12 protein-coding genes are annotated in these 13,997 nt (G+C 51.3%); 10 read left to right on the top strand and 2 right to left on the bottom strand.

Features of this window, described 5'->3' with window-relative positions; genetic code table 11:
• The coding region (locus tag ACLTD4_RS29575) for a serine hydrolase (protein ID WP_412331784.1) at window positions 1–1,078 on the top strand (1,078 nt) is incomplete at its 5' end.
• A gap of 697 nt (window positions 1,079–1,775) precedes the next feature.
• Here the strand turns inward: ACLTD4_RS29575 and ACLTD4_RS29570 are convergent.
• Window positions 1,776–2,801, bottom strand: a complete 1,026-nt coding sequence (locus ACLTD4_RS29570) for an AraC family transcriptional regulator (protein ID WP_117621772.1) — start codon at window positions 2,799–2,801, stop codon at window positions 1,776–1,778.
• A gap of 235 nt (window positions 2,802–3,036) precedes the next feature.
• Between ACLTD4_RS29570 and ACLTD4_RS29565 the strand changes: the two genes are divergently transcribed.
• The 9 genes from ACLTD4_RS29565 to ACLTD4_RS29525 all read left to right on the top strand — a co-directional run bounded on the left by ACLTD4_RS29565 (window position 3,037) and on the right by ACLTD4_RS29525 (window position 13,290).
• The gene (locus ACLTD4_RS29565) at window positions 3,037–3,861 is read left to right on the top strand and encodes an MBL fold metallo-hydrolase (RefSeq protein WP_117621773.1); all 825 of its coding nucleotides are present in this window, start codon (window positions 3,037–3,039) and stop codon (window positions 3,859–3,861) included.
• A gap of 18 nt (window positions 3,862–3,879) precedes the next feature.
• On the top strand, window positions 3,880–5,241 hold the full coding sequence (locus tag ACLTD4_RS29560; RefSeq protein ID WP_117621774.1) for an MFS transporter: 1,362 nt from the start codon (window positions 3,880–3,882) through the stop codon (window positions 5,239–5,241).
• Between the two features lie 253 nt (window positions 5,242–5,494).
• Window positions 5,495–6,358, top strand: coding sequence for a metallophosphoesterase (locus ACLTD4_RS29555; protein WP_117621775.1), 864 nt, complete (start codon window positions 5,495–5,497; stop codon window positions 6,356–6,358).
• 118 nt (window positions 6,359–6,476) lie between these two features.
• The gene (locus tag ACLTD4_RS29550; RefSeq protein WP_117621776.1) at window positions 6,477–7,325 is read left to right on the top strand and encodes a segregation and condensation protein A; all 849 of its coding nucleotides are present in this window, start codon (window positions 6,477–6,479) and stop codon (window positions 7,323–7,325) included.
• Window positions 7,285–8,016, top strand: coding sequence for an SMC-Scp complex subunit ScpB (gene scpB, locus ACLTD4_RS29545; RefSeq protein WP_117621777.1), 732 nt, complete (start codon window positions 7,285–7,287; stop codon window positions 8,014–8,016). The genes ACLTD4_RS29550 and scpB overlap by 41 nt, the downstream gene beginning before the upstream one ends.
• A 60-nt stretch (window positions 8,017–8,076) precedes the next feature.
• On the top strand, window positions 8,077–8,514 hold the full coding sequence (locus ACLTD4_RS29540) for a dUTP diphosphatase (RefSeq protein ID WP_117621778.1): 438 nt from the start codon (window positions 8,077–8,079) through the stop codon (window positions 8,512–8,514).
• A gap of 23 nt (window positions 8,515–8,537) precedes the next feature.
• Entirely contained in the window at window positions 8,538–9,332 is a 795-nt protein-coding gene (locus ACLTD4_RS29535) for a tetratricopeptide repeat protein (RefSeq protein ID WP_055660256.1), read from the top strand.
• Between the two features lie 78 nt (window positions 9,333–9,410).
• The gene (gene hflX / locus ACLTD4_RS29530; RefSeq protein ID WP_117621779.1) at window positions 9,411–10,658 is read left to right on the top strand and encodes a GTPase HflX; all 1,248 of its coding nucleotides are present in this window, start codon (window positions 9,411–9,413) and stop codon (window positions 10,656–10,658) included.
• A gap of 268 nt (window positions 10,659–10,926) precedes the next feature.
• Window positions 10,927–13,290 carry a ribonucleoside triphosphate reductase gene (locus tag ACLTD4_RS29525; RefSeq protein WP_055660261.1) on the top strand — a complete coding sequence of 788 codons (2,364 nt, stop codon included), beginning with the start codon at window positions 10,927–10,929 and terminating at the stop codon, window positions 13,288–13,290.
• A 35-nt stretch (window positions 13,291–13,325) separates the two neighbouring features.
• On the opposite strand, the gene ACLTD4_RS29520 is transcribed toward ACLTD4_RS29525, so the two are convergent.
• Window positions 13,326–13,997, bottom strand: a 672-nt coding sequence (locus ACLTD4_RS29520) for a helix-turn-helix transcriptional regulator (RefSeq protein ID WP_412331783.1), incomplete at its 5' end; no start/stop codon positions are given.

Here is a 13,997-nt window from a genome sequence, read left to right as displayed (position 1 = left end):
GCCGGAGAACCAGGCTCAGGGCGCGGTGCTCATGCATGCGGCCACGGGAAATCTGCTTTATTCGAAGGAGGCAGAGACGAAGTTTTACCCGGCCAGCATCACGAAGCTGATGACAGCTCTTCTGGTAGCGGAAAAGTGCAGCCTCGACGATACGGTTACATTTTCCAAGACAGCGGTTACGAATCTGGAGTCCGGCGCCGTTACACTGGGACTGGTGGAAGGGGACAAGCTGACGGTGCGTCAGAGTCTCTACGGTCTCCTTTTAAAATCTGCCAACGAGGTGGCCAACGGTCTGGCCGAGCATACGGCGGGGAGTATCAGCAAGTTTGCGGACATGATGAATGCCAGGGCGAAGGAGCTGGGTTGTACGAACACGAATTTCGTCAATCCGAACGGCCTCAACAATTCCAACCACTATACGACGCCTCATGATATGGCGCTGATCGCACGGGCTGCATTTCAGAATGGTACGGTAAGCAAGATCGCATCGACCTTAAGCTACCAGATTCCGGCGACGCAGAAGGCGGCGGCCCGCACGATATCCCTGGGCCACAAGATGCTTTATCCCAATGACGCCAGATACTACCAGGGCGTTATCGGAGGAAAGACCGGATATACTTCACTGGCAGGCAACACGCTGGTGACATGTGCGGAGCGGGACGGCGTGCGGCTGATCGCGGTTATCATGAAGAGCAAGTCTACACAGTATACGGATACCTCGGCTCTGCTGGACTACGGTTTTGCGCTGAAGAGCGGAGGCTCCCAGACTGCAAAGTGGCAGCAGGAGGGGGCAAAGTGGTACTTTGTAAAGAACGACGGAAACCGCGCCGCCAATGAGTGGATGACGATAGACGGGGCTGATTACTGGTTCGATTCCGACGGGACCATGGCTACGGGCTGGCGCCATTATTCCAACGACGCGTGGTATTACTTCAAGTCCGGCGGCGCTATGGCTTCCAGTACCTGGGTGGAGTCCGACGGCCAATGGTTTTACCTGGGCGCCGATGGGGCGATGATGAAGAATACGGTGACTCCGGATGGATATACGCTGGATGCGTCCGGTGTATGGGTGAAGTAGAAGACAATCCGCCATACAGGACGATCCGGACAGAGGTGATAATTTGAACGAATTTGTCATGGAACAGCTTATCTATGTGCTGAGGCTGGTGTCCGCCGCGTTATGCGGCGGACTTATTGGTTGTCAATTGCCCATGTCAAATGCCCGATAAAGCGGGGCAGGTTCAGGCATAGGCTTGTAACTCAACTACACGTAGTACGACATGCTATGCTTGTCTCCTACCTCAAACATTGGCTACAATAGGCTGATTGACGGCAGCCTGCCTGTTTTGGATATGCCTGACAGGCCTCTGCGAACAGAGTATTGTATCTCTTTATGGTAGATACATATAGCTTGGGTTCGATTATCGGACCCCAAGCATACCTGCTTCATACTGTAAGATAAGTGTCTTCGCAACCATGAGTTTTATCAGGGTTACATAACGGGATTCTTATTCACAGAGCCTTTGCGGTTTCAATGAAGAGGTGTGCTTGCGTATATTCTACTATAATTACGGGTAAGATGGCAAGAGGAAATTTTAAAATTATTATTGAAAAGGGAGAGGACATCCTGCGGTTCATCGAACAGACGCTACGGAACGAGTCGTGCAAATCTGACAATATACAGCTGGCAGAAGAGGCGTCCTCCTGCGTGATGACCATGCAGCTGAAGCTTCCGGTGAGAAGGCATGTGCGGGTAACCGCGGCATGCCTTCTTCTTAAATGCCCCTGTACTGCTTCGGGCTCATACCATACATTTCTTTGAATTTCCGATAAAAGAAGTTCATATTCGTATACCCGCAGAGCTCTGCGATCTCCCGGATTGTCATCCCGGAGTTCTTTAGATAATAGCAGATGGAACGCATACGCGCATCCGTCTGCAGATCTGAGAAGGAACGCCCCGTTTTTTTGCGGATCAGCGCGCTTAAGTATTTTGGGTTAAAGTTAAATTCATCGGCCAGGGACTGGAGTGAGCAGTCGGCGCAGTGGGCCTCAATGTAGTTTAGGATTGCCAGAATATCCGCCTTAGTGTTCATGTTGATGCGGCTGTGGGAGCTGCGGATCAGCAGAATAAAAAATATTTTCACGTAGTTTTCCACCAGGGCGGAGCTGCACAGGGATGGTTCGAAGTATTCACAGAACAGGTCCTCGAACAGTGTCGCCATGCGCTCATCCTGGGCACAGTCTGCGATCAGATAGGAAAATACGCTCTCTTTGCCGGCCAGTGTATTGACCAGAAAGTCGGTGATGGGACCGTTGTCGGATAAGCCGTAGAGCAGCTCCTTACTCAGAAATTCCCGCTCAATCTGAATTCCGAGTATCAAGTCCTCCTCGCTCTCGATCTCGAAGGCGTGGACTACGTCCGTGTTCATTAAGAATAACTCGCCCTTTTTTAGAATGACCGTGGAATCAGGAAAACGGAGCGTCAAGCTTCCGGAATAGACGTAATTGACACTGATAAATTCATCGTAATGGAAGGGGCGTGCGGAGAAGCGGGCGTGTATGATCAGGCGCAGCTTGTCCTTTAAAATCGTGTGAGACAGGGAGGCGTGCATCGGATCCGGTGTATGGCCTCCCTGGTCTGACATGGCCAGATTGGTGAAAAAGTAATATCCATCCTTATCTTTTTTATAGGCGTACTGAATGGACTGCTCCATCAGCCGGTTGCTGCTCTGTGTGCGCTTCAATTCTTCCTCATATGAGGACAGTGGCCGAATCATCTCCCGAAAGGTCATTCTGTCCATTCTGTAATCCCCCTTATGTATGATTGAAATAGAAATATGTCACTAAAAGTATAGCAGAATGATATTTCATTTACAAGGAATTTTGTCTAAAATACAGATATGGAAAGGCATAAAGCTGTTGATAACAGCATCATTTTCCATGGGCTTCGCTGCGAAGGGGAAATTTGACAGCGATTATCAAAAAAATGGATAAATATATATAAATGATTTATCCACACGGGGGAGGTGAATGAAAATGGCAGAATTGAATTTTAAATATGAAAAAGTGAGTGACAGGATAACAAGGATTTATGCGTTTTCATCGGAACTGATGTATCTGGTGGAAGGCGAAGAGCGGGCGGCTCTTATCGACAGCGGAAGCGGAATCGGCTTTGTCAGGCCTCTGATCGAAATGCTTACCGACAAACCTCTGGTGGTTCTTTTGACACACGGACATGTGGACCACGCGATGGGGGCATCGGAATTTCCACCTGACTGTGTCTATATCAATCAGGAGGATGGCTACATATACAGGGAACACAGCTCCTATGAATTTCGCAGGGCAGGACTGTTTCTGATGGGCAGCCTGGGGAAGGACGTGACGGAACAGGACTTTACACCGGTGGTACACATCGAAGCATACCATGACTTAAAGGAAGGGGACAGCTTCGATCTGGGCGGAGTTACCATCCGGATTTATGCCTGCCCGGGCCACACAAGGGGCAGTCTGGTCATGCTGATTCCGGAAGAGCGGATGCTTATACTCGGAGACGCGTGCAACGGATTTACATTTCTCTTCGAGGATTATGCGCTTTCTATTGAAGCGTACAGAGCAGGGTTAATCCGGCTGAGAGAACAGGTGAGGGGAATGTTTGATACAGTGCTGGCTTCTCACGGTGACGGGCGCCTGGCAAAGGAGATCATGGATGAGAATATTGCCCTATGCCACCGCATTTTAAGCGGAACGGCCGACAAGGAACCCATGGAGTTCCGGGGCAACCATGGGCTGATTGCGGACCGTAAGGCAGAGCCCGGACATGGAAATATCGTCTATAATCCGGTAAAAATCAGAATGAAATAAAAATGAGGGGGTTTTCAAATGGATTATCAGGGAAAAGACAACGGGGCGGTGCCTGTAAGAGAAAAGATATCGTACGGCCTGGCATCCGGAGGCGGCAACATTATCACACAGATTTTAGGGATGTTTCTGACTTCCTATTTAACGGATTCCGTCGGGATAGCAGCCGCGGCGGTCGGTACCATGATGCTGGTGGCCCGCTTTTTTGACGGGGCCAGCGATATCATTATGGGAGGAATCATTGACAAGACGAAGACCAGATGGGGGAAGGCACGTCCATGGCTTCTGATCAGCGCGCCGTTTACACTGGTGTCTCTGATTCTCACCTTCAGCGTGCCGGCCTCCATGAGTGATGCGGCTAAGCTGGTATACGCGTATCTCACCTATATTTTCCTTAACTGTATCTGCTTTACCGCCTACATGGTATCTCATACGGCACTGCTGTCACGCATGACGCTAAACGGTCAGGAACGTCAGAAGATGGCGTCGATCAATCAGATCTTAAACCAGGCGGGAGGGCTTGCCGTAACTACCTTTATGGTAGTGCTCGTGGCTAAATTCGGATGGCAGATGACCGCCGTCATTTACGGTGTGATCGCTACGATGCTGATCTGGATTGGTTTCTGGGGAACGAGGGAACGTCTCCTGGATGCTGCCCCGGAGGAAGGGAAGAAGGCCGGGACAGTGCCGTTAAAAGAGGCTCTGCCGGCGATGATGAGGAATAAATACTTTTTCTTGCTGACTGCGCTTTTCATCTTAATTCTGGCGCAGGCGGCCGGACCCGGATCCATGACCTATTATTACTGCAATGTCTGTCTGAACAATCTGGGGCTGCTGTCCTTTATTTCGGCCTGCGGAATTGTTCCCGTGGTCATTATCAACTTCTTTGTTCCTGCTCTCACAAAGCGTTTCGGACGAAGAAACTGTCTGCTGGCCGGAGCATTCGGCAATACCCTGGGCTTTTTCCTGATTGGGATTGGAGGGAACGTGCTGCCGGTCATCATTGCCGGATTTATCATTAAGGGCCTGGCCAGCGGCGTGCTGTTTGCTTGTGCGTTTGCTCTGGCTGCGGATGTGGTCGATTACGGAGAATGGAAGACGGGGATCCGCTCTGAGGGCTTAATCAACAGCTGCGTAAGCTTTGGTCAGAAGGTGGGGCTTGGCCTGGGGCCGGCCATCGCCAGCTGGATCATCGCGGCGGGCGGTTACGACGGTCTGGCCGCGGTCCAGACAGAGACTGCGAAACATGCAATTGTCTTTGCATTCGGCTACTTCGGAGCTATTTTATCGGCGCTGATGCTGCTGGCGGCATTTTTCATGAATATCGATAAGGAAGCACCAACCATGAGAGAGGAACTGGAAAAGAAGCATCATCTGGCATAAGCCGGTTCCCAATAGGCTGCTGTACCACAAAAGGGTACAGCGGCTTTTTTCGTTTCACGGAAAGGTCCGTTACGGAAAGCCCATTCAGGAAAGCCCGTTCGGATAAACGCGAAAGCTTAAGTATGCTTTGCCTTGACGCGGCATACTTTTTCAGTGTATGATGATACAAAATCAAAAGCTATCAAAAGAAATAAAATGAAATAATATTAAATAAAATGAAGTGGAAGACTGGTGAAAGATGAGGAAGAATGATATGTGGCTTGCCGCCGGTGTGCTGTCCGCCGCTGCAGGAGCGGGACTTTTGCTTCGCTCGCAGTATGAGAGGGAGCAGCTGTCCGTAGAGAGGACGGTGATTCTGACTGAAAAGATAACGAGAGACTGCCGGATGGTGTTTCTCTCTGATTTACATGATCATGAGTTTGGAGATCATAATAAACGCCTGCTCCATGCGGTCGATGAGGTAAAACCCGACGTGATCCTGATCGGGGGCGACATGATGGTCAGCAGGGAAAGCGCGGATCTGCGGGTATCCCTGGAACTGATTGGGGAACTGACGAAACGCTGCCCCGTCTATTACGGCAATGGAAATCATGAGACGCGGATGAACCGGGAACGGAAGAATTTCGGGATGCAGTATGACATCTATGTGAGGGAGCTAAAGAAAATGGGAGTCCGTTACCTTTCCAACAGGACAATGGAGTTCCGGGATGATATCGCCGTCACCGGAATCGATCTGGCGGAACGGTATTATAAGAAGTTCCATCCCGACCATCTGCGGCCGGAGGAGATTGGACGGCTGGCGGGACCGGCTGAACGGGAGCGGTTTTTAATCCTGCTCTGCCATTCGCCCCTCTTTTTCGATTCCTGCCGGAAATGGGGCGCGGATTTGACGCTGTCCGGCCATTTTCATGGGGGAACCATACGCCTTCCGTATCTGGGCGGGGTCATGACCCCTCAGTTTCAGTTCTTTCTGCCGTGGTGCGCCGGAACATTTGAGGAGAGCGGGAAGTACATGATCGTGAGCCGCGGCCTGGGGACGCATTCCATCAATATCAGGCTGAACAACAAACCGCAGCTTGTGGTGGTGGATTTAATAAGATGCAGCCGTACTCTGTGAAATTACCGGCGTGGATTGAAATAATAATCAAAGAGAAAAACAGGTTAAATATTTACAGAAGCCGGTGGATTTGATATACTAACCGGTAGCGCTTACTTTCTGATGCCGGGAGGAAACTATGGGAATATCCTATAAGCTGGAGAATTTTGAGGGTCCTCTGGACTTGCTGCTCCATCTGATTGAAAAGAATAAATTGAATATTTATGACATTCCTATTGTGACGATTACGGAGCAGTATCTCGATTACGTGAGCCACATGGAGACCGAGGATTTAAACATTGTCAGTGAATTCCTGGTGATGGCGGCGACGCTCATCGACATCAAATCCCGCATGCTCCTGCCGAGAGAAGTGAATGAGGACGGCGAGGAGGAAGATCCGAGGGCTGAACTGGTGGCGCGTCTTCTGGAATATAAGTATTACAAATACATGGCGTTTGAACTGAAGGAGAAGGAGGTCGGCGCGGACCGCCTGCTTTTTAAGGGGCCTACGGTGCCTCCGGAGGTGGCGAAGTATGAGCCGCCGGTGGACTTGGATAGCCTGTTGGACGGCCTGACGCTGGCAAAGCTTCAGGAGATTTTCAAGTCCGTGATGAAAAGGACAGAGGACCGGATCGACCCTGTGAGGAGCCGGTTCGGTAATATTACGAGAGAACCGGTGAGTCTGGAGGACAAGATTACCTCGGTTCTGGGTTATGCCAGGCTGCACCGCAAATTCTCTTTCCGGGGAATGCTCGAAAAGCAGGCGGACAAGACGGAGGTCGTGGTGACGTTTCTTGCGCTTCTGGAGCTGATGAAGATCGGTAAGATTCATCTGACCCAGGAGCATTTATTCGACGATATGTTTATTGAGACGCTGGAGCCGGAAGGCGAGGAAGAGGATCTGGACTTATCGGAGTTAGAGGAAGATATCGAAGGGTATAAAAAAGATGAAGAAGAAGTGGGAAGCGCAGGAGTCGCTGCCGATTGAGGAACTGAGAGAGATTACGAATGAAGAGCGGGAGTATGAGGCCGTGATCGAAGCGGTCTTATTTACCATGGGTAATTCCGTCGAGGTGAGACAGCTGGCAGCCGCGATCGGACAGGACGAGGAGACGGCAAGATCCGCCGTAAAACGGCTCATGAAGCAGTACGAGGCCGGACGGAAGGGGATGCAGATTATCGAACTGGAGAACAGCTACCAGATGTGCACCAGGCCGGAGTATTATGAGAATCTCATCCGTGTGGCTGCCACCCCCAAAAAACAGGTGCTGACGGATGTGGTCCTGGAGACGCTGTCGATCATCGCCTATAAGCAGCCGGTCACGAAGATGGAGATCGAGAAGATCCGCGGCGTCAAGTCTGATCACGCGGTGAACAGGCTGGTGGAATACAACCTGGTATACGAGGTGGGCCGCCTCGACGCTCCGGGCCGCCCAGCACTGTTTGCTACGACGGAGGAGTTCCTTCGCCGGTTCGGAATCGGCTCGACTCAGAATCTCCCCACTCCGGACCCCGAAACCGCTGCCGAGATCCGCATGGAGGTGGAGGAGGAGTTAAAGGGAAGCGGAGAGCTGCTCCCCGAAGATGAGGCGCTTCTGGAGGAAATCCCCCTCACCGAGTTGGGAGACGGGATCGCGGAAGCGGCTGTAACCCGTGAGGACGGTGGAAACACAGAATAATTACCGCACGCAGGCGGCTGAGAGACAGCCGTTTCGTGCTCACAATCAGGAGGACATACAGTGACAGAGAAGATCAGAATAAAATATTTTACAGATAAAATCGAGCGTTTATGCTACATTGGAGGCAAATCCGACTGGATCGATTTGCGTGCGGCGGAAGAGGTTGAACTGAAGGCGGGAGAGTTTCAGTTGATTCCGCTTGGAATCGCCATGGAGCTGCCGGCTGGCTATGAGGCCCATGTGGTGCCGAGAAGCAGTACGTTTAAGAATTACGGTGTGATCCAGACGAACAGCATGGGAGTCATCGATGAGACGTACTGCGGGGACAATGACCAGTGGTTTTTCCCGGCTTATGCCCTTCGTGACACGGTGATTCACGCCAATGACAGAATCTGCCAGTTCCGCATCATGAAGCACCAGCCGGAGCTGTCATTTGAGGAAACGGACAGGCTTGACCATGAGGACCGCGGAGGCCACGGAAGTACCGGAAAGCAGTAACTTCCCCGGATGGAGAATTTAAGATGAAAACATGTTCCAGAGTAAAAATGGGTTCCAGATTAAAGCTTCTCGTCCTGACGGCAGGCGTATGCATGAGCTTAACCGTAGGATGCGGAAAGAGTGAAAATAAATATACGTACCGCGATGCGGGAATAGAAGCGCTGAATGCTGGGGATTATGAGAGTGCGATCGCTTCTTTCGACGAGGCGATTAATGCCTCCAACGCGCTGGTGGGCGCATTCGATATTGACGTACTGAAATACCGTGCGGAGGCGGAATACCGTGCCGCAGATTACCAGGCTGCCTCGGATACCTACGGTATCCTGATCCAGGTGGATAAGGAGCGGCCGGAATATTTGAACATGCGCTGCGTCTCCAAAGCGCAGACAGGAGACTTAAGCGGGGCGCTGGACGATTATAAGCGTGCAGCCGAACTGGATACGGAGAAAAACGCTCCAGGCAGGGCGGAGGCGATTCTCGCGGCCGGAGCGGCGCTGGAGAACCAGGGAGCATCCGCCGAGGCCATGACGCTCTATGAGAGCGCCCAGGCGGAAGGAATCGAAAATGCCGAGCTGTACAACCGGATGGGCCTCTGCAAATTCGGGGAAAAGGATTATGAGACGGCTATTACCTATTTCGCCCAGGGATTATTAAAGCCGGACGCCGCCTCGGTGCCGGACCTGATCTACAATCAGGCGGTTGCATACGAGTACAAGGGAGACTTTGACAAGGCGCGGGAGCTGATGGAGCAGTATGTGGCAGGAAACAGCTCAGACGAAGAAGCCGCGCGGGAACTGGAGTTTTTAAAAAGCAGATAAGCTGCTGTGTCATTTTGAGTGGTACAGGAACCCAAAATGAGGATTGAAATAAAGACAAGGTAATGGATTAGGAGATCAATGGCTGATTTAGTGGAGTTAAAGGAAATCGAAGAGCGGGTCATTCTGGTGGCCGTGAGCACGGAAGAGGAAAGCCTGGCAGCAGCCTCCTTAGAGGAACTGGAGGAGCTTGTGGAGACGGCGGGAGCCGTCACGGTGGACAAGATCATCCAGAACCGGGAACGGATTCATCCGGGGACGTATCTGGGCAAGGGAAAGATCGAAGAGGTGAAGGAGCGCGTCTGGGAGCTGAATGCCACTGGCATTGTCTGCGATGACGAGCTGTCGCCCGCACAGCTTCGGAATCTGGAGGATGCACTGGATACGAAGGTGATGGACCGTACCATGGTAATTCTCGACATTTTCGCTTCCAGGGCGACAACCAGGGAAGGTAAGATCCAGGTGGAGCTGGCCCAGTTGAAGTACCGGGCGGCCAGACTGGTGGGACTGAGAAATTCGCTCTCCCGTCTGGGCGGCGGAATCGGAACGAGAGGTCCCGGCGAGAAGAAGCTGGAGGTGGACCGTCGTCTGATTCACGACCGGATCGGCCAGCTGAAAGCGGAACTGGAGGATGTGAAGCGCCACAGGGACGTGGCCAGGCAGCAGCGGACAAGGAACCATACTCCGGTGGCAGCCATTGTGGGTTACACCAACGCGGGAAAGTCCACGCTGCTCAACACGCTTACGGACGCCGGAATTCTGGCGGAGGACAAACTCTTTGCCACGCTGGACCCGACAACGAGAAACTTAGAGCTTCCCGGCGGGGAGCAGATTCTTCTGACTGACACGGTCGGATTTATACGGAAGCTGCCCCATAATCTGATCGAGGCGTTTAAGAGCACACTGGAGGAGGCAAAGTACTCGGACATCATTCTTCATGTGGTGGACTGCTCCAATCCCCAGATGGATATGCAGATGTATGTGGTCTATGAGACGCTGAAGGATTTGGGCGTTCACGACAAGGAAGTGATCACAGTCTTTAATAAGATAGACGCGGCAGGTGAGATGAGGATTCCCCGCGACTTATCTTCCGATTACCAGGTGAAGATTTCGGCAAAGACCGGGGAGGGACTGGACGAGCTCCTGAATCTGCTGGAGAGTATTTTGAGGAGCAGGAAAGTATTCCTGGAGCGGATATACCCCTATCAGGATGCCGGAAAGATACAGCTGATCCGGAAATACGGCCAGCTTCTGAAGGAAGAGTACCGGGACGACGGTATTTTTGTCAGCGCCTATGTGCCTGCGGAGATGTATGCAAACCTGATTTAAAATGGCAAAAAGCATAAATGTACGGCTGCGGAGCACACCGGTCGAATTGGTGGTTGAGAAACTGTGTAAGGTGTGCTATACTGACAGACAGTCCGCAGTTTTGCGATAAGTGACTCGAAGCTTATAAGAAAACATAATAAGACACAATATATGGTTTTAATGTTTTTTGCGAAACCAGATATTGTGTTTTTGTTTCTCTTCTGCTATAATAAACAATGCACCGGTTAAGGCGGTGTCAGGGTTGTAAAAGGAAAGGAGTCAGGTATAAATGATATCAGTATTGAAAAGAGATGGGGAGGTCGCTGAATTCAGTCTGAATAAGATAACGGAAGCGATAAAGAAGGCATTTAAGGCTACAAAGAAGGATTTTAATAATGAGATTCTGGAGCTGTTGTCCCTCCGTGTTACGGCGGACTTTCAGGAAAAGATGAGAGACGGCCAGGTAACGGTTGAGCAGATTCAGGACAGCGTTGAGCACGTCCTGGAGCAGACCGGTTACACGGATGTGGCAAAGGCCTATATTTTATACAGAAAACAGAGAGAAAAAATCCGTAACATGAAGAATACCATCCTGGACTATAAGGATGTGGTGAACAGCTATGTGAAGGTGGAGGACTGGCGTGTCAAGGAGAACTCGACCGTTACCTATTCCGTAGGCGGCCTGATCTTAAGCAATTCCGGTGCGGTTACGGCAAATTACTGGCTGTCCGAGATATACGATCAGGAGATCGCGGATGCCCACAGGAATGCGGATATCCATATCCACGATTTGTCCATGCTGACAGGCTACTGCGCGGGCTGGTCCTTAAAGCAGCTTCTCATGGAAGGTCTGGGCGGCATTCCGGGCAAGATCACATCATCCCCTGCAAAGCATTTATCCGTGCTCTGCAACCAGATGGTCAACTTTTTAGGCATAATGCAGAATGAATGGGCAGGCGCTCAGGCATTTTCCTCTTTCGATACCTACCTTGCTCCTTTTGTAAAGATAGATAACTTAACCTACCCGGAGGTGAAGAAGTGCATCGAGTCCTTCATCTACGGCGTTAATACGCCAAGCCGCTGGGGTACTCAGGCGCCGTTCTCCAACATCACGCTGGACTGGACCGTGCCGGGCGATATGGCAGAGCTTCCGGCTATTGTAGGCGGTAAGGAAGCGGACTTCAAGTACAAAGACTGTAAGACAGAGATGGATATGATCAACAAGGCCTTCATCGAGACGATGATCGAGGGAGACGCCAACGGACGCGGATTCCAGTATCCGATCCCGACCTATTCCATCACCAAGGACTTTGACTGGTCCGATACCGAGAACAACAGACTGCTGTTCGAGATGACCTCCAAGTACGGTACGCCTTACTTCTCCAATTACATAAACAGCGATATGGAACCCAGCGATGTCAGAAGTATGTGCTGCCGTCTGCGCCTCGATCTCCGTGAGCTGCGCAGAAAGACGGGCGGGTTCTTCGGATCAGGCGAAAGTACCGGATCGGTGGGCGTCGTAACCATCAATATGCCGAGAATCGCTTACCTGGCAAAGGACGAGGCTGATTTCTACAGCCGTTTGGACCATATGATGGACGTTTCCGCAAGGTCCTTAAAGACGAAGCGGGAAGTGATCACCAAGCTGTTGAACCAGGGACTGTACCCTTATACCAGGAGATATCTGGGAACCTTTGAAAACCATTTCTCCACCATCGGCTTAATCGGTATGAACGAGGTTGGCCTCAATGCCAGATGGCTGGGCGAAGACATGACAAGTGTACAGACACAGGAATTTACAAAGAACGTATTAAACCATATGAGAGAGCGCCTTTCCGATTATCAGGAGAAATACGGCGACTTATACAATCTGGAGGCCACACCGGCGGAGTCCACGACCTACCGTCTGGCCAAGCATGACAGGAAGAGATATCCGGATATTAAGACGGCCGGAGCCGAAGGGGATACGCCTTACTACACCAACAGCTCTCATCTGCCTGTCGATTATACGGCGGATATATTCGATGCTCTGGATATTCAGGATGAGCTGCAGACCTTATACACCTCGGGAACTGTATTCCATGCCTTCCTGGGCGAGAAGCTTCCTGACTGGGCGGCCGCGGCGAGACTGGTGCACACCATTGCGGAGAACTACAAGCTTCCGTATTACACGCTGTCACCGACGTATTCCATCTGTGCAGAGCATGGCTATCTGATCGGCGAACACAGCGTCTGCCCGATCTGCGGAAAGCGCGCTGAGATCTACAGCCGTATCACCGGCTACTACAGACCGGTACAGAACTGGAACGAGGGCAAGACGCAGGAATACAAGAACCGTACCACCTACGACATCACCGGATCGGTACTGAAGAAGGGAAACAAGAGTGCGGAGACGGTGAAGGAAGCCGTTCACAACGCAGAGATTCCGGCTGGTTCCTACCTCTTCACGACCAAGACGTGTCCAAACTGCAAGATGGCAAAGCAGTTCTTAAAGGATGTGGATTATGAGGTGGTGGATGCAGAGGAGAATGCAGAACTGGCAGAACAGCTTGGCATCATGCAGGCGCCTACCCTGGTAGTCGTGAGCGATGGCCAGGTGAAGAAGATCGCCAATGCCTCCAACATCAGGAAGTATGCGGAGACCATCGCATAATATATCATAATTCAGTAAATATAAAATGCCGCAGATCACGGAGTAAAAAGTGATTCTGCGGCATTTTTTGCTGCGGATTTTGCAGCAGATTTCCGTATCTTCTGCGGAGTTGTCCCATACATTTCCTTAAAAACCCGCATGAAGACCTTGTAATTCGTAAGTCCGTTCTGTACCATCAGCTGCGTAATGCTTTCATCCGATCTCAGGAGCTCTTCGTAAAAATTCATGGTGCGCACAGAATTTACGTATGCCAGAAATGTCTGGCCCGTATATTTCTTAAACAGGCGGCAGAAATACTCCCGGCTCAGGCCCTGGGAAGCGGCGGCATCGTTAAGCGTCAGCGGCCTGCGGAAATTCCGGCGGACGTAGTCCATAATTCCGGCAATCCGCTTCATATCCCGGCTGGAATCGTCATCGCCTCCCGATTCGTTCCAATGGGAACAGCAGCGGTAGAGATAATAGAGAAACTCATAGAGGTGGGCGGTTACCAGAAGCTGATAGCCGTCCGCCTGTTTTTCGTATTCGCTCACCATGGCGTCCAAATGGAAGAACATCTCCTTTTGATCCGGGCTTTGGATTCCTTTCGTGATCAGTGTCTGGAAATGGAGCGCCTCAAAGTTTGGGAAAAAGCGCCTCATCTGCTCCGCTGAAATCTGAAGCAGCACATAGGTGGTAAGGCCTGCTGTCTGTGTCATATTAAGTTCGTT

Source organism: Hungatella sp. (genome assembly GCF_046966825.1).
Note: the sequence above shows the minus strand (reverse complement) of the source record. Positions and strands in the feature narration are given on the sequence as shown.